This is a genomic window from Mesorhizobium sp. FG116, from assembly GCF_057809835.1.
Genome location: NZ_JBMDKS010000037.1, coordinates 13,092 through 32,157, shown reverse-complemented (window position 1 = coordinate 32,157; position 19,066 = coordinate 13,092). Strand labels below are relative to the sequence as shown.

The following is a 19,066-nucleotide window of genomic DNA, read 5'->3' as shown; positions in this document are numbered from 1 at the left end:
CTGGCGTCGGCATAAGCGCAAAGTCCTCGCATGGGCCCTGCGCCATGCACGCCAGACCTCGGCAACATCGCCCTGCCCTGCATGATCGTTGCCCTCCCCCGTCACGCCCGCAGGTCGCATGGCGGCGGGAAGAGCCAGACTTGTCGCACCGCTCAGCAATTGCCGCCGCGTGACGACAGACAGACTCATGCTATGGTCGGAATCAACCATGATCCGAGCTCCAAAATGTCAAACAAAATGCAACGTGTGATATGTAAAAAATCACATGAGCGAGTGCGTATCGGGAAGATAATAGGTGATGATTTTGAAATCAAGTGATATGTTATCAATCACTGGTTCACAGATTCGGGCTGCCCGAGCACTTCTTCGTTGGAGCGCAGAAGACTTAGCGAAGGCTGCAAGAATTGGAATTGCCACGGTACGAAGAGCAGAAAGTGAAGATGGGGAGCCATCAACGACTGTGGCAAACCTGCAAGCCATACGATCTGCTTTGGAACTGGGGGGCGTTCAGTTCATCGCCGGCAACGGCGGCGGGCCCGGCGTGAGAATGAAGAAGTAAGCGCCAGCAAAGCAGCGGGAACTGGCGCGAGTGGTTGAAATCCTGCTTGAGGAGTTCGAGGATGCGCTGCGCGGCGGCGGCGCCGACTTCAAGAAGAAGGGCCGCATCCTCAAGATCATCCTGTTCGGCTCCTACGCACGCGGTGACTGGGTTGATGAACCGCACACCATGAAGGGCTACCGCTCGGATTATGATCTGCTGGTCGTCGTCAACAACCGCAAGCTGACCGACTTTGCCGGCTACTGGTCGAATGCCCGCGATCGCTTGTTGCGGGACCAAGGTGTGACGACGCCAACGAGCTTCATCGTTCACTCGCGCCGTGAGGTGAACACGGCATTGCGCGAAGGCCAGTACTTCTATTCCGATATCCGGCGCGAAGGCATCGTCCTCTACGAACTGGACGGCGAGCCATTGGCGGAACCCAGACTATTGACTGCAAATCAAGCTTATAGCTTGGCTCAGGAACATGTCTTGGAAAGGCTGCCTGCGGCATTGGAGTTTCGTGCAACGTCGGAGTTCGCTTCCGAACATGGTTGGATCAAGCGTTCAGCCTTCTTGCTGCATCAATCATTGGAAAGCCTTTATTCGACCGTCCTACTAACGCTAACCAACTACAGCCCTCCGTCCCACAACTTGCAGTTCCTGCGCTCCCTGGCGGAGGACCAGGACCGACGGCTAACGGAAATCTGGCCGCGCGATCAGCGCCGATATGTCGCCTGGTTCAACACGCTGAACGAAGCTTACGTGAAGGCTCGGTATTCAAAGCACTACGACATCAGCGAAGAAGCTGTAGCGTGGCTGGGCGAACGCACATCGGCCTTGCACATATTGGTCGAGAAGATTTGTCGGGAACATCTCACCAAACTGCAGAAAGCTGCAGAGCGGTCTATCCAAACTTGATATGGAATTTCGCATTCGAGGGCCGTGATCGGACAGGCAGGTTCTGGCTCCATATCTCGACAACCGGACATTCTGGTCACGCAAGTTCCCTAGCATAAGCGGGGCAGGCGTTCTTGAACACGCGCATGTCAAAGCACTCGGCAGGCACCTCTAGAATTCAATTGGTGGTCCGGCGTGAATCGGGGGGCGCAAATCCGATCAGCCAAATGGCCACATTTGGTTGGCTCTCAAGAGCGCCGCGCCGAGTGCGATCGTCGCCATACTTCCTAGAAGCACGGCCGTGGCCAGGAATAGCCCCTCATAACCAGCGGCTCCGATCACAGGCGTGCTGAGTAGCGGGGAGATGAATTGGCCGATGAACACCGACGCCGTCAGCACGCCGCCAGCCAATCCCCGGCGATGCGGTGGCGCAAGAGCGAGCGTCAGCCCGACAAAGGTCGGCGACACCGCCGCATAACCCGCACCGATCAAGGCAGCACCTGCCAGGGTGAACAAAGGCGTTGGTGAAGTCATCAGCAACAGGAAACCAGATGCAATACCGGCAAACCCAGCCGAATAGACGCCCGCGTATCCGATTGCACGCAGTATCCGGGAGTAGACCAACGCAACACTGCCGCCGCTCAGCATCAGCACGCCGAGCGCCACGCCCGTCACGGCGGCGTTGCTGTAGCCGCTGGCTTCGAGGAAAAACGGGAGCTGTGTGGGAATGATGAAGAAAAACATGTTCGTCAGCGACTGCAGAGCTATCAGGCCGAAAAATGGCAGTTGCCACTTCTTTGCTGCATCTTGGAATATGGATGGAGATGCATCCCGGCCGACGGAAGCCGGCCGCCGTGGCTCCACGATCGCCATCCACGCTATCGGTAGTACCAGCAGGGCGAGCCCGTACACGCCGAAGACCCACCGCGGCGATACAACCGCGACCACGCCTGCAAGCAATATGAACACCAGGCCGCCAAAGTTTCGAGCGGAGATCTGAAGTCCCGTCAGCGTGCTGCGGGCCTCACCAGTGAAATAGTCGCCGATCAGGGCGGTCTGCGCGGTCATGATGAATGCAACCGCAATCCCCAAGGCAATGCGGCTGAGGAAGATCGTAGGCAAGTCGGGGAGGTACATTCCGGCGCTGCCTGCGGCCACGAAAAGCAAGATACCGACAAGCAGCAGGACGCGCCGCCCGATCCGGTCCACGGCAAGCCCGGCCAGCGGAGCAAGCAGCGCAATGCTCAATGAAGGGGCAGTGACCAAGAGCCGCGTCAGCAATGCGGAATGAGGGTCGTCCGCGAACAATTGTTGCAGTCCCGGAAGCGCGGGGCTGATCGTTGCGTTGGCCATCACGGTCAGCGTCGCCGCCATCAACAGCGCGACTGCGCGGCTATCGCGCCAGATCGGCATTTCAGTTGTTCTTGATATGCTCTCCATCTCATTTCCCTTGCCATATTTGTGGTTGCAAGGGATGCTACGACTTCAAGCCAACTTGAGGTCAAGCATGAAAATGATGGACATTGGCGAGGTATCGGGGCGCTCTGGGGTAGCGCCCTCTACGCTGAGATACTATGAGGAGATCGGGCTTATCCGATCCGTCGGTCGGCACGGGCTGCGCCGCCAGTACGACGCAGACGTCCTGCTGAAGCTCTCGCTGGTCGCGCTCGGCAAAGCGGCAGGTTTTTCACTCACCGAGATCGCTCCGATCCTTCGCCAGGACGGCCGGGTGGAGTTGCCGCGGGAGGAACTGCGCGCGAAGGCAGACGACATAGGCGGGCAGATGGCAGGCTTGAAGATATTGCGCGACACGCTTAGGCATGTCGCCGACTGCAAGGCGCCCAGCCATCTCGAATGCCCGGCATTTCGCAAGCTCCTGAAATCAGCGTCTAACGTTGCACAGCCACGAAAGGCGCCGCAAAGGCCAGGAACATAGGTCAGAGAATGCCGGCGATGGGGCCGTTTTCGGTCTGGCGGTTTTCGGGCGACCGACCAGCCGAAGCTGCCGTTCCTGCCTCGCCAATCCCACAGCTGCTTTCGACCGGATATCGCCAACCTTCAGGGCTGCGTTTGGCTCCGGCGGCCCGTGCTGACCACAGTGTCCAGCAAACGGAGAGAGCGCATAGCGTGCCTTCGCCCCGGGCTACCATTTTCCTCGCTGCCACTAACGCCGTTATCATGTCGTGGTAGCACTCGTTGTGATCGCTTGAATGGAAGTTCTTCATGCCGACTGAAACACGATCCCCACGCCTTGCAGTTTTGATCGATGCCGATAACGCGTCGGCCAAGATCGCCGACGGGCTGTTCGAGGAAATCGCGAAGATCGGGGAAGCCAGTGTTCGGCGCATCTACGGTGATTTCTCCAGCGCCCGCTCGAAGGGCTGGGCCGATATTCTGTCGAAACACGCCATCATCCCACAACAGCAATGTGCCTATACAACGGGCAAGAACGCCTCCGACATCACGCTGGTGATCGACGCAATGGACCTTCTGCACAGCGGTCGGTTCGACGGATTCTGCCTCGTTTCGTCCGACAGCGACTTTACCAGGCTTGCCGCCCGCATTCGCGAACAGGGCGTCGATGTGTATGGGTTCGGCGAGCAAAAGACCCCGGAGAGTTTCCGGCAGGCGTGTCGGCGTTTCGTCTATACGGAGAACCTGCTGCCGACCGCGCCGGCCAACGCGACCGACGCCGTTCAAACAGCCACGCCTCTTCAGCCACCGAGCAAGGCGGCGGCAATCATCAAACGGGTAATCGCACAAATGGAGAGTGAGGATGGCTGGGTAGCGCTCGGTGCGGTAGGCAACCAGCTTGCCAATCTTGCTTCCGAATTCGATCCGCGCACCTTCGGCTTCCGCAAATTGAGCGACCTTGTTCGAAAGACGAACGAGTTTGAAATCGACCATCCCGAGGGTGGGACAATGCGCATCCGGGTGAAGCCTGCGCCGTCCGGGCGCTCAAGCCCAAGACGCGGCGGTCGTCCTGATCGGTGCAGACTTATTCCAGGTTTAGTGGGATGGACTTCTTTGGAGCAGACATCCTTCGTGCCATCAGCAGAGGAAGGAAGCCGCTTTGCGGAATGAGGAACTGGACGTCTCTCCTGACAATCGCCCGGTCAGCCCGTCGGCCGAACGCAACAAGGGCCCGATCGCCGACGTCCTGAAACGCATCTTGCCCGATCATGGCACGGTACTCGAAATCAGCAGCGGCACAGGGCAACATGTCGTTCATTTTGCCCGCACGATGCCGTACCTCACATGGCAACCCAGCGAATGCGACGAACCTTCCCTCAAATGGATCAAACAGTGGATGGCGGCCTAAACGCTCGAAAATATTCTACCCCCCACTGCGCCTCGACGTGACCGAATTGCCTTGGCAGATAGGATCCGCGGCAGCGGTCGTTTGTCTGAACATGATTCATATCGCGCCGTGGTCTGCTACGGAAGGACTCATCCGTGGTGCGGAAACCGTCCTTGACCAAGGCGGCATCCTCTTCCTCTACGGCCCATATCTGCGAAGCGGTGTGCAAACATCGCCGAGCAACATGGCGTTCGACAACGAACTGCGGGCGCGCAATCCGGAATGGGGTTTGCGCAATGTCGAGGGTGTCACCCGCTGCGCTGTGTTGCACGGCTTCGGGCAACCAGAAATCCGTGAGATGCCCGCGAACAATCTGTCGGTCATATTCCATCGGTAATGAATCCGAACTGAAGCTTACTCACAGAAGGACTGGACAGGGGCCGTCTGCTGACTGTCCGGTTATGGCCGAAGCATAGAGAAAGCCGACGTTCGGCCAACGACCCCCAAGACGGCTATTCGCGGGGGCAGTGCCCCCGCCTGAAAGCCGACGTTCGCTGAGCCCGCGGATGATCATCGTTGTGCACCCACGCAACAACGAATACTGCATTAGGGCGAACAAACTGACCGCCGCGAACACGACAGTTGACGTTGCCACGTTTTCGGTGCCGGCCGCGTCGGCAAACTCGGTCAACACAGCGTCACTCCGCCGGGTCAGTTGGTGGTCCATCCGTGCGCAGGTGGCACGACGTGCTGTGCGCGTGAGGAAAGGCCCGTGACGTTCACAAGGTGTGGAGCAGCTCGGGACCTTCGCCTGCGAGTTAGAATGTCGGGTCGGGAGGCTCGCCGTGATCGTGCTCGTTTCGCCACCTGCATCGCGGTGCGGAGCGCGGTCCGATCAGCGCCAGAACGGCTTCGTGTCGGAAAATTCTTGGTGCGCTTCTTCCGCTTTTTCCAGAAGTTGCCGGTGCCGCGCCTCGTCTCTCCCGCGCCTCTCGGCAAGGTCGGACAGGCCGGCTGCCTCCAAAGCTTTGGGAACGGTAACGAGATCAGTGAGCAGCCCGAGCCTGTCCTGCAAGTCCGCGAGCGACCTGATGAATCGTTCCGCCCGCTTGCGCGCCTTCCGTTCGGGGAACAGCGAAGCGAAGAAGTCGGACGCGTATCGTAGCTTCTTCGCGTCTTTGCGCACCTGATGTCGCGCATCGTGGTCAAGAGAGGCGAGCCCTTCGCCTCCGCGGCGGATCTTGCGCCTGTAGCGGCGCAACGATTCGATCGCGAAATCCCGCGCCTGCTGCCGCTCGACGCCGCTCTGATCGGCACTGGCCTCCGGATCCTTGGCCAGTAACGAGCACAGGTCGAGCATGACGGTGCGCGCGCGCGGCGAGCCCAGCTCACTCTCCACCCTCACATATTCGTCGTTCAGCCTCGCGACCAAGCGTGCGCGCGCCGCATCATCGAGGTCGTCTGCCGCGATCACATCGAGATCGCGCGCCGGACCGAGCACGTTCGCCAGCCACTTGAGCTCGGAGCCGAGACGCTCGAACTGGGGGTGCTCGAACGCCCGCTTGAAGACTGAGAAAGCCGAACGCAGACGGCGCAGCGCCACGCGTGCCTGATGAAGTGCCTCGCGATGCGTCTGGTCGATCATGGCCTCGTTAAGGCGGTAATGCCTCATGCAGGAGGCAGCAACGACGGCGAAGGCCTCCCAAGGCGTACTTTCTGGCGGCAGGACCACCGGCTCTGCTGAATAGTGCGTGGAGAGCGGTCCCAGAAGCCGATACCCGCGTTCCGCCTTGTTCAGCACGCCGATCCGGAGCGCGACGGATCTGCTTATGAGCCGAGCCAAGGCGAAGAGCGAGGACGCATCTCCCGACTTCAGCTCGAGCTCCAGTTCGCAGATGCCGCTTCGCCGCTCACCTGCGTGAGCCTCGCCCCGATCGAGCACGACCTCGATCTGCGAGCCCTCCCAGTCAACATCCCAGGCCAGCCGCTTTACGCGGAGTTCGAATACCGGTGCGAGATCGTGCGCGTTATTCCCGAGCATCACCTTGAGCGGCGTGCTGTCGTCGAGGATTGGACGGTCGTCGAAGACCGACTTTTCCCATTCGGGCCGGGCGAACAGACCGGCCGCCACCGTGCCCGCGGCTTTGACCGTCTGCATGCGTTGACCGTCCGACTGCCGGATACGGAGCGTGAACCCCGCCCGTGACAGGCGCAGCGTTGGCGTGTCGAAATAGGTCGACGTGAGGTCCAGACGGCGCGGCGCGCCGGGAAGGAGTCCGGACGCCAGCAGAGCTTCTGCCGCCTCCGGTGTCAGCTCAAGCTTGAGTTCAACCTCGTTGGTCATGTCACACACCACACATCACGTTCAATCGATGGACATCTATCGCCACAGTTTCCACGGCATCAACTAACGGCGCCGCACGAAATTCGGGGGAGATCGATCTCACGCCACCAGACCTTCCATGTGTCGGCGTTTCGAGTGGTCAGTTTGCGCCAAATCAAGGCGCACGGTCTTCACGCTCGACCTTAGCGTCGCGCAATTTGTGAGCGGACGGGTGCGGATTTTTCGTATGGTGCGATCACCGAAGCCTACCATCAGGCTGTGATCGCAGTCGGCCACGAGGCCAAGGTCACTATATTACTTCATGCTGCACTTGCATTCCGGTGCTTGTGGCGGTTGCAAAACACGACCACGTTTTATCATCGCTCGAAGCGAAGCACCCTTTTCCACAATCCACGAACAGCGGAAGATGAGGCTCAAGCCGAATACCCCATCTGCCGTGCTGCGATGACAAATGAGGCCGCTTTCTACGGCTCAGAACTCCCACGGAGAGATCAGCTCGAGGGTAGTCGTGCCGAAGTCAGTCAGATTACGGGTCGCCAAGCGTCCGCCATTCACTCGCGCGATGGCGGCGATCATCCCATCCGGTGCCGACATGCCTCGTCCTTGGCGCGAGGCGGTTCCCATGATTTCACCATAGGCAAGGGCTGCCTCTTCGGTCAGCCCGAATATCCGGTCGGCAAAACGACGGCGCCATTCGGAAAGCCCCTGTTCCAGCCGTCCGGCACGCTGATCGGGCACGATCTTCTGAATCCCGAAAGCGATCTCCGCAATCGTTACGGTGGGTAATGCAAGCTCGGCATCGTGCCGCACAAGCCAAGCCATGACGGCCGGGCTTGGCGCCTTATTCAGCGTTTCCGAAATCACATTGGTATCGAGAAAGATCAAAGCTCAGGTCCGGTATGAACTTTGCGCCCCTCTCTGATGATCGCCTCGAGATCAATATCAGTGCCGTTATCAGTCGACATGCGCGCGTAGAACGTTGCAGCCGGTTCGCGACCGGCTTCACGGACCTCGTAGGACTCCAGCGCGCGCTCGACCACGTCCGCGATCGAGCGATTTTCGCGACGGGCAAGCCGGTGAGCAAGGTCTCGCGCCTTGGCACTTCGCACAGAAAGTTGAGGTTCGGCCATGCTGGTCTCCTTCGTTCCGAATATAGGCCACCTTTAACTTGCCATCAAGATGGCATCTGCTGGCACGGTACCCTATCATGACCCGAGCCGCCGTCCATTGGTCGTTGCTCGCACCATACGACAACATGTCGGGACGCTGCGATTATATCGACATGATTTGCTGACCTGCCCCACTAGGGAAGTCCACCGGATAAGTTGGAGTTCCGGCGGTTATGGTCGTCGAGATTGGCTGACCGGGTTGAAGCGTAGAACAGGCCGAGGCTGCGAGCCAAGATGGCTTGCGGAGCCGGTGGGATGTAGCCGAGCGAACTGTGGGGCCTGATGTTGTTGAAGTGCTGACGCCAGTTTTCGATCACGATCTGCGCCCCCTTCAGCGTGTAGAAGATTTCGTCATTCAGCAATTCATCGCGCAGCTTGCCGTTGATGGGGAAGACGGCCCCGCTCCCGATAAGGGACCGTATACTGGTCCCACACTGCAAAAAGGAGCATTCCGATGAATCCAGCCACCGTAGGCCTTGACCTCGCCAAGAATGTTTTTCACGTCCATGTCGTCGATGCATCTGGCAGGACGATTGATAGCAAAAGGCTCACTCGCCGTGATCTCCTTCCCTATTTCAAAGCGTTGCCGCTTTGCCTGATCGGTATTGAGGCCTGTGCAACTGCCCACAATTGGGCCCGTCAGTTGCAAGGGCTCGGCCATGACGTGCGCCTGATTCCTCCAAGTTACGTCAAACCTTTCGTGCGTCGCGGCGCAAAGAATGACGCCACTGACGCAGCGGCAATTTGTGAAGCGGTGACCCGACCCAACATGCGCTTTGTTCCGATCAAATCGCGTGATGATCAGGCGTTCCTGATGCTGCACAGAGCCCGAGGCCTCCTGGTTAGGCAGCGAACCATGGCGGCGTGTGCGCTCCGGGCGCACTTGGCCGAGTATGGGATTATTGTCGCACAGGGCATACACCGGGTCGACGCCCTCATTGCGAAGCTAGGTGAGATACGAGCAGACCTTCCTTATGATGCATCCTTCGCATTGGATGCTCTCGTCGGACAACTTGATACCCTGAACCGGCAGATCGATCGGATCGATGTCCGGCTGGCTGAGATTCATAAGACCAATGCGATTTGCCGCTTGCTTGCGACTATACCGGGAATCGGGCCGATCACCGCGACCGCATTCGCCGCCACCGTACCGGATCCGTCCACGTTTCGATCAGGGCGTGAGTTTGCGGCCTGGCTCGGCCTGACGCCACGCCAAAACTCATCAGGTGGCAAGCACAGGCTCGGTGGCATCACCAAACAAGGGGATCGGTATCTCCGCCATCTGTTGGTATTAGGAGCGCGGACCGTGGTGCGCTATCCAAAAGCCCGTTCTCGTGTAGATGGCCCATGGATTGAAGCTTTGCTGGAACGCCGCCGCCCAATGGTTGTTGCCGTCGCGGTCGCAAACAAGCTGGCGCGAACGATCTGGGCAATGCTATCCACCGGCGAGATGTTCCGGACAGCTCACCCGTGAAGGGCATATGAACTGAGGCACGAAGAGATGGCACAAGTGCAATGAAAGCGTGATGGCAAATCGGCAGAGCTGAGGATCGAGAAAGCCCGAAGAGCTTTAAGCGCACCAAAGCGCGTCCCGTTGATGAGGCCTCGATCCGCGGACACCATCAGGGCCAGCAATCATGTAGGGGCTGCACAAACAGGCCGAATACATGAACGCACCCGCCGATGCACATTACGCTCAAAACACTTGCGCCCGCGGGGCCGTCTATACATGAAGCTCTCACAATAGCCATTCTCCCAAGGTGAGCCGAGTTCGATGTAGAGCGTTCTCACACCGATCCGGCCAAGCTGCAACGTCTTCGACGGCTGGATTTCTCTATGCCGCTTTCCGGGCCGGCGACCTGTTCCGGGTGGCGTTGCGGCGGATGCCGCTGCTATCTCGGTGCCCAGATTTGTTCTGGAATGGTGGAATTTTGGTGCGCCCGAAAGGGTGAAACCAAGCACTGCTACGTTATTGTATGTGCTTTATAATTTCAATGGTGACTACTTTCCGGATGGATAAGCGGAGGCATGGATGCGCTATTGGCGGTCATGAATTCCTGTACTTCGTCAGCTATCCAAGATCTTTATGTCTGGACCTTCGGGGCGTCCTGATTGCCCATACGGTAGACAAGATCATAGCCCCATTCGACGTCTAGTCTGGCTTCTGGGAATAGCAACACAAGGCGACCGGCGGCGAAGTCTTCTGTAACCAGCACGCTTCGCCCAAAGGACGTCGCGTTCGCCTTGAAAATGTTGGCAATGCCATAGACAATGCCGAGACGGTCGCCGAGAACATGCTTGGCGCCAACAAGGCCTACCACGCCAAAACCTGGTTCTGGTCGGACCAGTACGACACGAAAATGCAGATTGCCGGCCTTAATACGGGGTATAACCAGGTCGTACCGCGCAAAGACGTGGAGGCGGCCGTTTCCTTCTGGCATTTCCGAGATAAGCAGCTATTGGCCGTCGACGCGATAAATGACGCGCGCGCCCACATGGTGGGCAAACACCTGGTCGAAATGGACCCTTCGCCTGAAATACCCGCGATTTCAGACACAACGACCGATCTGAAAATGTTCCTAAAACAGTGAGCGACGCATAGTCCGTCGACCCAACGATGAGCTTCCTGAACTGATCGGCTCAATATCGGGCTATACTCAGGCTATATCCGCATTGTCTTAGGCGGCTTGCTTTCGGGCGGTCCCGACGGCCCCTGTTTCGATGCGGTTTTCGGTTTTGAGCAACACCAGTACGAGCGACATTAAGGATATAGCGTTGCTTGTCCTTGCCAGCCCAAAAAGGCAGCCGGCAGGAATCGATTCCTGTATGCATTTTCCAACGTTACAAATCCTTTTTGGTCACTTGACCGTCACAGCCGTGGACTTCAACCTGGCTCCCTTCACCGGGGTGTCGCTGACAGCTACAGAAAGTTCCAGACGAGGGTCGAATGGCCATAGCGGCGAAGTTGGCTGACGCGAAGCTGTATGTCGGCTTCGCTCTAGGACCTGGCCTGGTATCCTCAGTCTTTGGAGCTTGACGGCGCCATCTGGTTGCCTCAACTTGGGTTAATCCCGTTCCTCTCACTATGCGCGGCGCGCAATTGCATGTGACATGAGTAAGCCATTTCATAAGCCTGTCCGCATCCAGCTTGGGCGGGTCGATCGTGATCGTATAATTGTAAGTACGGCAGACGCAGCGTCCGTGTTGCTCCGTGACTGGCCGACGCAGGAGTCTGTGCGGCGGATCAAGGCAATGAAGGCGTGCCTGGATGTAATGAAGAACGGGGCGCCTCCCAGCGTGGCTCGAAACGCGTTCATCGCAGCCGCAAAGGAAGTCGGGGCCTATTTGGATGATTATACCCTCAAGTCCTGACTTGCGCTTAGGATGCCCCATTTCGGCACATGTGTTAACCTAAGTCAGCGGCACGAAGATTGCATCGGCATCTCCAAACAACCTGGAGAGGCAAATGCGCATCAGTTCCAAACCAGCAAAACGGGACGGCTGGCCGAAGAAGCCTTTCGATGAGCGTTTAACCAGAGAAAGCATCCACTTTGATCCGGACGGCGTAACGCTTACTCTGGTTGTCAAGGACATCTATAGCAAGGCATCGAACCAGCGTTATTCGATCCGTTTGACCGAAGATGACCTCGCGACGATCCTTGATTGCCTTCCTGAGACATTCAAGGTTAAGGCGGCGTAATGGAGTTGCCCGCTGCGGCGCCATAGGCTTTCCAGGCAGTTGAGCCTATAGAGCCTTATGGCTATAGCTGCAGCATGACTCATGATGAAAACCAGCCTTCAAGAGCTTTCTCGCTCCTTGCGCAAAGAACAGTCAGCACTGCTGTTGACGGCGGCCAGGACTGGAGGTGTGCCAAGCAACAGCACGATCCAGCGCGTGGCCTATCTCGAACTGAACATAGCCGCGATCGAGAACACCATTACAGACCCAGTTTCGTGACGATGCCGAACGACGATTAGGTATCTTCCCTTGATTGCGAGGCGTGAGAGCGGCCAAGCGACTTTGCGCGAAATGTTGGATATGAAGTGAAACGACAATCGCGGCAAATAGTGATCGACGCAAACAACTGCTGTTGCCTATCGTCTTTCAGACAGCTGAGTTCCCGACGAGCTGCCGCAGCCAGGATCATCGACCATCCAGATTGCAGAGGGAGACTTCTTGTTCGCAATCAGTGCAGGTCACCTGGCCGCAGTCGCCTTGAATAAGGGTCGTGAAAAACAGAAACCTTTCCGATGGTCACTGGCTCGTTCTTGCCAGTACTTCACGTTGCGCTATGCTTTTGATTGCTAACCCGGTAGGCCAGCTGGGGGACCGGTGGGCCGACGCCCGAACAGCTTAGCAGTCTGTCGATCCTCATTATTTCCAAACCTTGTTGCCGCTTTCGAGCGGTTTTTTTGAACTCCTTGACCGTTTGAGGTGGTCAATCCCGGCTTCCCAGAATTGCCGCGCAAACAAAGTCGCCCGGCCAGCCGGAGCCGAGAGGGCGTCCCTTTTGCTCGCCCCGTCCAAATATTGGACCGGCCTGATAGCTGCCTGAAAGTCCAACGCCTTTCCCTGTCAATCAACTGGCCGCAGCCTTTACCTTTTTTTACCCAGATATGGAGACAACGTAATCTCGCTCAAGGGTATTTATCGAACAGTCCATGCAACGGGCCGTTCCTTAGGGGGATAAACATGCATAGTCTGAAACTCGCTCTGGCGGCGCTGGGCTTCGTCTTGTCAGGGTTGCTTCTCCCGACTTTTGGTTCGCCGGCATTTGCTCAATCGTGCACGACCGACGGAAGCGGGCGATGCTGTTTAGGCGGCGTATCCAAGTCGATAATCAAGAAGGGCCACTTCCAGACAAACGGTAAGGGGTATTCGAAAGGCGAAGAGCATCATTCATACGCACTGACGATTCCTAACAGCTGCTCTGTCCCGTTGGTCGTGGGTATCGAATTCGATTGCGGGTTCTCAGCGCCGCCCTATCGAGGCGAGGATAGGATTCTTCCGGGTGGTGACGTCAACAAATACTACGTGCTGCGACCTGGATGCCAGTTCAACGTATGGGAAAAGATCAAGGGCAAACGAGCGGATTTGTCAGACGACGGTGTTCCGGCCAAGAAGAATTCTGTACGAACTGATAAAAAGGGAAGTGTACCGAATCCAACCGGCGCTCAGGGGAAACATCCCAAATACTCGCAGCTGACGGCCAAACAGCGGTCGCAGTATGACAGTTGCCTTACAGCTGATCCGGACTGGCCTGAGAAGTCATATAATGACCTTACCAAGTCTATGGCTAATTCTTATAGCGGCAGCCGGAGAAAAGCATATATTGATGCAAGGCGGAAATTGTTTTCTGCCTGCACCTTGCCTGGCAAGATCACGGTCGAGGAACGAGTTTCCTATTGCTATTACAGCGCACGCTACAACGACCATGTAATGAATATGTTTGCTCAATGGGGAAAGACCGCGCCGGGACGGAGGTATCAAGCCGCCTTTGATTCTTGCAGCCGCCAAGAAAGCTCATTGATCTATGATCGGATCAAGACAGATCAACAGATCAAGAATGAAGCCAAAAGCATGCTGGATGCGCGGCCCGCTAACAGGCGGAGCGGAACAGGTACGGCCACTGATGGCGTTTGCGCGTGGAGCACACAGAAATGCAAGGCGCTGGGACTGCAATGATCGCTTGCCCCGGACAATAATGGACCTCCTAAAAGCAACAATAACTTCCGTCATACGCCACAGCTTGTGGAACAAAATTGAAAGAGGCTAAGCGTGACCCTGGGGTTGGTATTGATAATGTGGCTGGCATTTACAGACGACACGTATTCTTGCACGCTGCAGGTCCCGATGTTTCAACACGAACTGCTGAATGCGGCGTCATAAAAGCACTGAGCCGACTAATCCTCGATCTGTGTCAGAATGGACAATTTGGGAATCCGATATGGAGCATACTTGAGAGGCAGAACGGCTCCCTGCCCTTCCAACTATTGAAGATATTGGAGACGCGGTGCGCCCCACGCCTGTTCAACTGCTAATCGAAATGAACCCCGTCACCGGAGTGGCGGTGGCGGGGCTTGGGGAGGTGCCGACAACAGGGCGGGTACTGACCGGGCTTAGTGATAACCTTCAGCTGGTCGGTTGGTTGCAGCAGCTTCAACGTTTTTCTGCTATTTTGCTAATCCGGCCGGTGATGCACAATCTGGCCGAAATGCAAGACGAGTTGGATAAAACAGCACTGCGGCGCGCTGTGCTGGCGGCGTTGCGGTGGAAGCACGAGTGAACGGAGCAACAGCTGGCGGCTCCGCATGGAACAAGCCGCCATGCAGGCTCATGTCATTCGACGATCTTCCAATACGAATCCTTTCGGATCACCTGGCCATCACGAAATGTATAAAAATCACAGCCGTGGACTTCCACGCTGGCTCCGTTCACCGCTGTGCCGATGAGTGTCCATCTGGATAGCCCGCTGATCTGGGTTGATGGAGGCATGTGTGTCTGGCCGAGGAGTTGACCAACTCATTAATTGAGACTTCAATTGCTCTGGCAGCATGGAAGCCGCATGCGGGTCGGTCGCTTTGGATATTGCTCGAACCATATCTGTGCTCGGTGGCCGACCCCCATATTGGTCGAAGTGTTGGTGCCGGAGGGCCATCGAAGCGAATTTTGAGGCAAATAGCTATGAAGCTCAGGTGAGCTTACAAACTCATTCCAGATCGACTTGAATAGCCCCTAGATTTGTGGACGCCCTCATCCCTAATTTTGAGGCAAGGAGGCCATAATGGGGACCGGCAATTTCAGTGACGATTTGAAACGCGATGCTGTGGCTCAGATCAAGGCAACCTAGAACGTGTGCGCTCGCAATCACAGGGCGCCGATGATTTGAATCGCTGACAATTCACTTGCTCCGATCACCCCGGTTGAAAGATTCTGCTTGCTTTGTCGATGTGCGCCGTCGGACCAAAAAGCTTTTTCTATTGAGACTTTCGACGATCCAGGAGCGTGCCCACCTAATCGCCACAGGACGAACATTTGTCGATCTTGGCGGATGACGGCGCTTTTCTCGAAGCCGGCGTTGCCGAGAGCGCGGCGTCTGGCGAGCTTTTCCATCCGAATGAGGATCTCGTCCAGGTCCTGTTGTTCCCGATCGAGCGGAAGGCCGTGCCACCGTTTTAGTTCGCGACGCGGCTCGCACTTGGGACCGGCGATGGCGTCGATGAACAATTCGAAGCCGGGGATAGCGCCAACATCTTCTCGTCAAGCGCGGCCGGCACCATCGATATAGCGAGGGTATTCGGCAGCGGGATCAGCTTCGGCGACCGCCTCGATCGTGATGTGTGCCGCTAGCCGTCGCCCAAGTCGTAGGTGAGTTCCGCGATGCCGCGGCTCGACCGACGAGTCGAGCCGCATGGTCTTCGCCGACTAGGTAAGCAGGCCCAGTGCGGCACGTGCAATTTGACCGCGCGTATATACCGTACGAAAGTCCATTGGATAGCCTGCTCCAAACCCGAGGAGGACACAATGGTCAGGTCGCAGGAGCATTGCCCCATTTGTGGAAAATCAGCAAAGTTGAAGGCTGGTGCCACCATGGATCACATTGTAATCGATTGTCGGAACTGCGGTCTGTTTGGGGTATCGGAGCCCTTCCGGGAGGCCGCGCCTGCGCTTGCCCCCTTCCGTAAGCGATTGGCTCTAAATCACGCTCGCGACCGTGCACGCTACGGGGTGATGCCGATCATCACCAACTACGACGTGCCGTAACAGTTAGGGTCAGGACCTATTAATATGATTGAAATGGCGTTCGAAATGGCGAGAGATGCAAGGAAAAGTCCGCGGAGCGGGGTCGTTCCCCCGGTCGAGGACTTTGACGCGGCAGTCCGACGCCAGTTCGATCGTCCTTCGGATCGGGTGGATTTGCACGGGCTACAGTGTCGCAAAGCCTTGAAAGGCTTCAGCCTTCCAGCGGCTTCGCTCCTCGTATCCGCACAAATCCGCTCCGACCATTTCAGCCAGATTAACAGGTCCTGACCCTAGCGAAGCCTTGCGATCAGCCGATCTTTACGAAGAAGTCTCATACCCCAGCGCTGGAGTTAGAGTATCTTGTCTATGCGGCGCCGAGGCTTGCAGGTGCCAGCGGAGCGGAATGATGGGCTCACCGGTATGCGCGCGAGGTCTAGCAGGTGTGTCGGCATATTAGTTCGCCATCAATTTTTATAATGCCACTTCAAGCGGCGCGTTCGTTTCGGGTCATATGTTTGCATGCTCGTCGATCCAAGAACGGACTGGAAACTTCCCATCAATAGGTCTCCTAAACTTCACCCGCATCAGCTTCCAAATTAGAGAATGATCTCCCCGCAGATTTGGGGCCGATAGCAGATTAACTGCTCGAGGAAAGTTTCTGATCGAAACTGTCGTTCCACGGCATCCAGACGGCAGACACTTCGAAGCGGCTAGCCGGATGAAATTCACTCGTTTGCAAGATCGAATCAATTCTCGATGAACGCGACAAGTGAAGATCTTGGGAAGCGGTCCACACCGCTTCCCAAGCTATCGGGATATCAGTTCTTGATTTCGATACGTTTTGTCTGCGACCGCGCTTTCGCTGACTTCGGCAAGGTCACAGACAGAACGCCGTTGCGGAAACGGGCATCGATCTTGTCTTCCTCGATCTCGTAACCGAGACGGATATGACGTTCAAAGCGACCGTAGTATCGCTCCGAAAACTGCCGCTCCTTATCTTCGGTCTCGGAGCGTTTCTCGCCCTTCAGCGTCAGCACGCCGTCATCGAGCAGGATCTCGATGTCCTTTTCCTCCAGGCCGGGAACTTCGGCCGTGACCCTGATCTCCTTGTCATTGTCGGAAATCTCGACGCTCGGCCAGTTCCCGCTATAACGAGACGTCCTGCCAATCGAAGGCAGGCCGCTGTCGAATCCACGGAAAACTTCCTCGAACAGACGGTTGACATCCCGGTGCAGCGACAGGAACGGATCGCGCTCGCTGTCGCGGGATAGGCCAGGGACACGGCTCTCCTCGCGCCCCCCAGGGAATAAGATTGCATACGCTCATCGTCATTCTCCTTTCTTCAGTCTCGCTGTCGTCTTAGGCACATGCATCCCACCCCCGGACGGTCAACGTCCGGTGCCGATTTGATCCGCATTGCCTCAGGCGGCTTGCTTTTGGGCAGTCCCGACGGTCTCTGTTTCGATGCGGCTCTCGGCTTTGCTGCTGCCGATCTCGATTTTGCGAGGCTTCATCTCTTCGGGGATTTCGCGCTGGAGAATGATTGTCAGCAGGCCGTTGACGAGAGTGGCTCCAGTCACCTTCACATGGTCAGCAAGTTCGAAGCGACGTTCGAACGGTCGCCCGGCGATGCCACGATGCAAATATTCGCCATTGTCTTCTGTGGCTCTCTCGCCGGAGACGATCAACAAGTTAGGCTCATGCACAAGATTCAATTCGTCCTGGGCAAAGCCCGCCACCGCCATGGTGATGCGGTAGGCATCTTCGTCGGTCCTGATGATATCGTAAGGTGGCCAGTTGTCGATACTTGGCATTCGGCTGGCGTTTTCGAGCATATCGAAAACGCGATCAAAGCCGATGCTAGACCGATAGAGCGGGGAAAAATCGAAAGCAGTTCTCATAGCCATATCCTCCATAACTGAGCAACATGGGTACGAGGAGCGCCAAGGGTTTGGCGCTCCTTGACCTTGCCGACCCAAAAAGGGCGCCGGCAGGATCGATCTGGGGATTCATTTTCCCGCCGTCAAGGGGATCATCGTCAGCAACGCTAGTCGACGATGTGCATTGTGTCTTGTCATCGTCGGATGGCGGTCACCGTTTGGGCCGTGATCTTTCAGATTTGACATGAAAAAGAGCGCCTATGCCAATGACCCGAGAAGATATCATTTTTGTCCTTGGATCGGCGGGCGAAATGCTCATCGCTGAATCCTCTCCGCCGGCGCTTCCTTCAATGAATTTCGGGAAGCTTGGGCTGGGTCAACACCGAGGAAGCGCTGAGGGTCGAGCGACGACCGCTGCCTGGAACGGGCGTCGCCGAGTTGATCAATCTGCTCGACCCCGATGAAGAAGACTGAGCATTTCGATCCGGCCGGTTCCGGTCTTGATATTCTCCGCAAGGTTCCCATCTGCCTTGTGGATGTGCGTTGATGATGCCGTCCGATTGCTTGCTCGCAAAACACGTTGAAAAAGACGGAGGAAGTGATGAACGACGTTTGGTTTCCCGAACCTGTCACTCTCAAATTTCTCACCGGGCCGCGCAACGTTGCCAGCAGCTTCGAGGCGCTGGAATGCCTGGACCAGCAGTGGCCCGAATGGGCGCGCGGACGCAACTGGCGAGCGGCACGACGCGCGTGTCGCGATGCGCTGGACGGTTGGCGCATCGCGCGCGACGCGCATAAGGCCTTCCTCAAGGCAGCCAGGCGCGCCGGGCTGGTCCCGTCGGCGACGCGTTCTCCCGCAAGTCGCGGCCAGCACGGATTGTGTACGGCCCTCGGCCCGAGATGACGTTCAATGGATGGCGAAAATGCCGTCGACGGCGCGCCATTCCGACGGTTTGATAAGGCGACGGTGAGCGATACGCACGGAATGTAGCGCGCCCTCCAGTTCGCGTTCCCAATAACCAAGAAAGTCTTTCAGTTCCGGAAAATGGGGCGCCAGATCGTAGTCCTGCCAGACATACAGCTGCAGCAGACTGGGATGATCCGGCAGATGGTAATGGATTTCGGCCGTAGTCAGTCCATAGCCCTCCATCTGCAGGCGGAATTCCCTGCTGACCTCAGTGGCCATATCC

At 57.2% G+C, this 19,066-nt stretch carries 22 protein-coding genes and 3 pseudogenes; 14 read left to right on the top strand and 11 right to left on the bottom strand.

All coding sequences use genetic code 11. The features are described from left to right. Positions 1-210 (bottom strand): annotated as a pseudogene (locus tag ACODTY_RS21545) (hypothetical protein); the annotation flags it as partial. 109 nt (positions 211-319) lie between these two features. On the opposite strand from ACODTY_RS21545, the gene ACODTY_RS21540 reads away from it, so the two are divergent. Then, positions 320-559, top strand: a complete 240-nt coding sequence (locus ACODTY_RS21540) for a helix-turn-helix domain-containing protein (protein ID WP_488996243.1) — start codon at positions 320-322, stop codon at positions 557-559. 21 nt (positions 560-580) lie between these two features. Further along, a complete protein-coding gene (locus ACODTY_RS21535) occupies positions 581-1,459 on the top strand; it encodes a nucleotidyltransferase and HEPN domain-containing protein (RefSeq protein ID WP_488996242.1) in 879 nt (292 codons plus the stop codon). A 198-nt stretch (positions 1,460-1,657) separates the two neighbouring features. Here ACODTY_RS21535 and ACODTY_RS21530 read toward each other — a convergent pair whose 3' ends face one another. Beyond that, a complete protein-coding gene (locus tag ACODTY_RS21530) occupies positions 1,658-2,878 on the bottom strand; it encodes an MFS transporter (protein WP_488996238.1) in 1,221 nt (406 codons plus the stop codon). A gap of 67 nt (positions 2,879-2,945) precedes the next feature. Here ACODTY_RS21530 and ACODTY_RS21525 point away from each other — a divergent pair, with 67 nt between their 5' ends. The 4 genes from ACODTY_RS21525 (at position 2,946) to ACODTY_RS21510 (ending at position 5,136) form a co-directional block, all read left to right on the top strand. Further along, the gene (locus tag ACODTY_RS21525) at positions 2,946-3,374 is read left to right on the top strand and encodes a helix-turn-helix domain-containing protein (RefSeq protein WP_488996237.1); all 429 of its coding nucleotides are present in this window, start codon (positions 2,946-2,948) and stop codon (positions 3,372-3,374) included. 287 nt (positions 3,375-3,661) lie between these two features. Beyond that, the gene (locus tag ACODTY_RS21520; RefSeq protein WP_488996236.1) at positions 3,662-4,522 is read left to right on the top strand and encodes an NYN domain-containing protein; all 861 of its coding nucleotides are present in this window, start codon (positions 3,662-3,664) and stop codon (positions 4,520-4,522) included. Further along, positions 4,512-4,760, top strand: a complete 249-nt coding sequence (locus ACODTY_RS21515) for a DUF938 domain-containing protein (RefSeq protein ID WP_488996235.1) — start codon at positions 4,512-4,514, stop codon at positions 4,758-4,760. Before ACODTY_RS21520 ends, ACODTY_RS21515 begins: the two co-directional genes overlap by 11 nt. 37 nt (positions 4,761-4,797) lie before the next feature. Further along, complete coding sequence (locus ACODTY_RS21510) at positions 4,798-5,136, top strand: DUF938 domain-containing protein (RefSeq protein ID WP_488996234.1); 339 nt, start codon at positions 4,798-4,800, stop codon at positions 5,134-5,136. A gap of 498 nt (positions 5,137-5,634) precedes the next feature. Here the strand turns inward: ACODTY_RS21510 and ACODTY_RS21505 are convergent, their stop codons facing one another. The 4 genes and pseudogenes from ACODTY_RS21505 to ACODTY_RS21490 form a co-directional block, all read right to left on the bottom strand. Next, entirely contained in the window at positions 5,635-7,083 is a 1,449-nt protein-coding gene (locus ACODTY_RS21505) for a CYTH and CHAD domain-containing protein (protein ID WP_488996233.1), read from the bottom strand. A gap of 471 nt (positions 7,084-7,554) precedes the next feature. Then, positions 7,555-7,968, bottom strand: a complete 414-nt coding sequence (locus tag ACODTY_RS21500) for a type II toxin-antitoxin system VapC family toxin (protein ID WP_488996232.1) — start codon at positions 7,966-7,968, stop codon at positions 7,555-7,557. Then, the gene (locus ACODTY_RS21495; protein WP_488996231.1) at positions 7,965-8,213 is read right to left on the bottom strand and encodes a plasmid stabilization protein; all 249 of its coding nucleotides are present in this window, start codon (positions 8,211-8,213) and stop codon (positions 7,965-7,967) included. Before ACODTY_RS21495 ends, ACODTY_RS21500 begins: the two co-directional genes overlap by 4 nt. Before the next feature lie 173 nt (positions 8,214-8,386). Next, positions 8,387-8,635, bottom strand: a pseudogene (locus ACODTY_RS21490) (integrase core domain-containing protein); the annotation flags it as partial. A gap of 71 nt (positions 8,636-8,706) precedes the next feature. Between ACODTY_RS21490 and ACODTY_RS21485 the strand changes: the two are divergent. Beyond that, positions 8,707-9,726, top strand: a complete 1,020-nt coding sequence (locus ACODTY_RS21485; RefSeq protein ID WP_488996230.1) for an IS110 family RNA-guided transposase — start codon at positions 8,707-8,709, stop codon at positions 9,724-9,726. A 610-nt stretch (positions 9,727-10,336) separates the two neighbouring features. On the opposite strand, the gene ACODTY_RS21480 is transcribed toward ACODTY_RS21485, so the two are convergent. Next, on the bottom strand, positions 10,337-10,573 hold the full coding sequence (locus tag ACODTY_RS21480) for a hypothetical protein (RefSeq protein ID WP_488996229.1): 237 nt from the start codon (positions 10,571-10,573) through the stop codon (positions 10,337-10,339). Here ACODTY_RS21480 and ACODTY_RS21475 point away from each other — a divergent pair. From ACODTY_RS21475 to ACODTY_RS21450, 6 genes are all read left to right on the top strand, one after another. Continuing rightward, positions 10,547-10,843, top strand: a complete 297-nt coding sequence (locus ACODTY_RS21475; protein ID WP_488996228.1) for an oxidoreductase C-terminal domain-containing protein — start codon at positions 10,547-10,549, stop codon at positions 10,841-10,843. The two genes, ACODTY_RS21480 and ACODTY_RS21475, sit on opposite strands and share 27 nt — an antisense overlap. Before the next feature lie 520 nt (positions 10,844-11,363). Then, positions 11,364-11,624: a DUF982 domain-containing protein gene (locus ACODTY_RS21470; protein WP_488996227.1), complete on the top strand. Its 261-nt coding sequence runs from the start codon at positions 11,364-11,366 to the stop codon at positions 11,622-11,624. A 94-nt stretch (positions 11,625-11,718) separates the two neighbouring features. After that, entirely contained in the window at positions 11,719-11,952 is a 234-nt protein-coding gene (locus ACODTY_RS21465; RefSeq protein WP_488996226.1) for a hypothetical protein, read from the top strand. Positions 11,953-12,033: 81 nt separating this feature from the next. Continuing rightward, positions 12,034-12,210 (top strand): hypothetical protein, encoded by a 177-nt coding sequence (locus ACODTY_RS21460; protein ID WP_488996225.1) that lies wholly within the window; start codon positions 12,034-12,036, stop codon positions 12,208-12,210. Positions 12,211-12,945: 735 nt separating this feature from the next. Further along, entirely contained in the window at positions 12,946-13,938 is a 993-nt protein-coding gene (locus ACODTY_RS21455) for a hypothetical protein (protein WP_488996224.1), read from the top strand. 361 nt (positions 13,939-14,299) lie between these two features. After that, the gene (locus tag ACODTY_RS21450) at positions 14,300-14,539 is read left to right on the top strand and encodes a hypothetical protein (RefSeq protein ID WP_488996223.1); all 240 of its coding nucleotides are present in this window, start codon (positions 14,300-14,302) and stop codon (positions 14,537-14,539) included. Between the two features lie 581 nt (positions 14,540-15,120). Here ACODTY_RS21450 and ACODTY_RS21445 read toward each other — a convergent pair. From ACODTY_RS21445 to ACODTY_RS21435, 3 genes and pseudogenes are all read right to left on the bottom strand, one after another. Then, complete coding sequence (locus tag ACODTY_RS21445) at positions 15,121-15,480, bottom strand: hypothetical protein (protein ID WP_488996222.1); 360 nt, start codon at positions 15,478-15,480, stop codon at positions 15,121-15,123. A 1,334-nt stretch (positions 15,481-16,814) separates the two neighbouring features. Next, positions 16,815-17,322, bottom strand: a pseudogene (locus ACODTY_RS21440) (Hsp20/alpha crystallin family protein). A gap of 95 nt (positions 17,323-17,417) precedes the next feature. Continuing rightward, a complete protein-coding gene (locus ACODTY_RS21435) occupies positions 17,418-17,897 on the bottom strand; it encodes an Hsp20 family protein (RefSeq protein ID WP_488996241.1) in 480 nt (159 codons plus the stop codon). Between the two features lie 580 nt (positions 17,898-18,477). On the opposite strand from ACODTY_RS21435, the gene ACODTY_RS21430 reads away from it, so the two are divergent. Then, positions 18,478-18,780, top strand: coding sequence for a DUF982 domain-containing protein (locus ACODTY_RS21430; protein WP_488996221.1), 303 nt, complete (start codon positions 18,478-18,480; stop codon positions 18,778-18,780). Positions 18,781-18,783: 3 nt separating this feature from the next. On the opposite strand, the gene ACODTY_RS21425 is transcribed toward ACODTY_RS21430, so the two are convergent. Further along, positions 18,784-19,062 carry an usg protein gene (locus ACODTY_RS21425; protein ID WP_488996220.1) on the bottom strand — a complete coding sequence of 93 codons (279 nt, stop codon included), beginning with the start codon at positions 19,060-19,062 and terminating at the stop codon, positions 18,784-18,786. Positions 19,063-19,066: the final 4 nt, after the last annotated feature.

Coding starts and splice junctions, on each gene's coding strand:
- ACODTY_RS21425 (WP_488996220.1), bottom strand. CDS start 19,062: ATGGCCACTGAGGTCAGCAGGGAATTCCGCCTGCAGATGGAGGGCTAT.
- ACODTY_RS21520 (WP_488996236.1), top strand. CDS start 3,662: ATGCCGACTGAAACACGATCCCCACGCCTTGCAGTTTTGATCGATGCC.
- ACODTY_RS21470 (WP_488996227.1), top strand. CDS start 11,364: ATGAGTAAGCCATTTCATAAGCCTGTCCGCATCCAGCTTGGGCGGGTC.
- ACODTY_RS21460 (WP_488996225.1), top strand. CDS start 12,034: ATGATGAAAACCAGCCTTCAAGAGCTTTCTCGCTCCTTGCGCAAAGAA.
- ACODTY_RS21430 (WP_488996221.1), top strand. CDS start 18,478: ATGAACGACGTTTGGTTTCCCGAACCTGTCACTCTCAAATTTCTCACC.
- ACODTY_RS21525 (WP_488996237.1), top strand. CDS start 2,946: ATGAAAATGATGGACATTGGCGAGGTATCGGGGCGCTCTGGGGTAGCG.
- ACODTY_RS21485 (WP_488996230.1), top strand. CDS start 8,707: ATGAATCCAGCCACCGTAGGCCTTGACCTCGCCAAGAATGTTTTTCAC.
- ACODTY_RS21530 (WP_488996238.1), bottom strand. CDS start 2,878: ATGGAGAGCATATCAAGAACAACTGAAATGCCGATCTGGCGCGATAGC.
- ACODTY_RS21465 (WP_488996226.1), top strand. CDS start 11,719: ATGCGCATCAGTTCCAAACCAGCAAAACGGGACGGCTGGCCGAAGAAG.
- ACODTY_RS21455 (WP_488996224.1), top strand. CDS start 12,946: ATGCATAGTCTGAAACTCGCTCTGGCGGCGCTGGGCTTCGTCTTGTCA.
- ACODTY_RS21540 (WP_488996243.1), top strand. CDS start 320: ATGTTATCAATCACTGGTTCACAGATTCGGGCTGCCCGAGCACTTCTT.
- ACODTY_RS21450 (WP_488996223.1), top strand. CDS start 14,300: ATGAACCCCGTCACCGGAGTGGCGGTGGCGGGGCTTGGGGAGGTGCCG.
- ACODTY_RS21475 (WP_488996228.1), top strand. CDS start 10,547: ATGCTTGGCGCCAACAAGGCCTACCACGCCAAAACCTGGTTCTGGTCG.
- ACODTY_RS21435 (WP_488996241.1), bottom strand. CDS start 17,897: ATGAGAACTGCTTTCGATTTTTCCCCGCTCTATCGGTCTAGCATCGGC.
- ACODTY_RS21505 (WP_488996233.1), bottom strand. CDS start 7,083: ATGACCAACGAGGTTGAACTCAAGCTTGAGCTGACACCGGAGGCGGCA.
- ACODTY_RS21495 (WP_488996231.1), bottom strand. CDS start 8,213: ATGGCCGAACCTCAACTTTCTGTGCGAAGTGCCAAGGCGCGAGACCTT.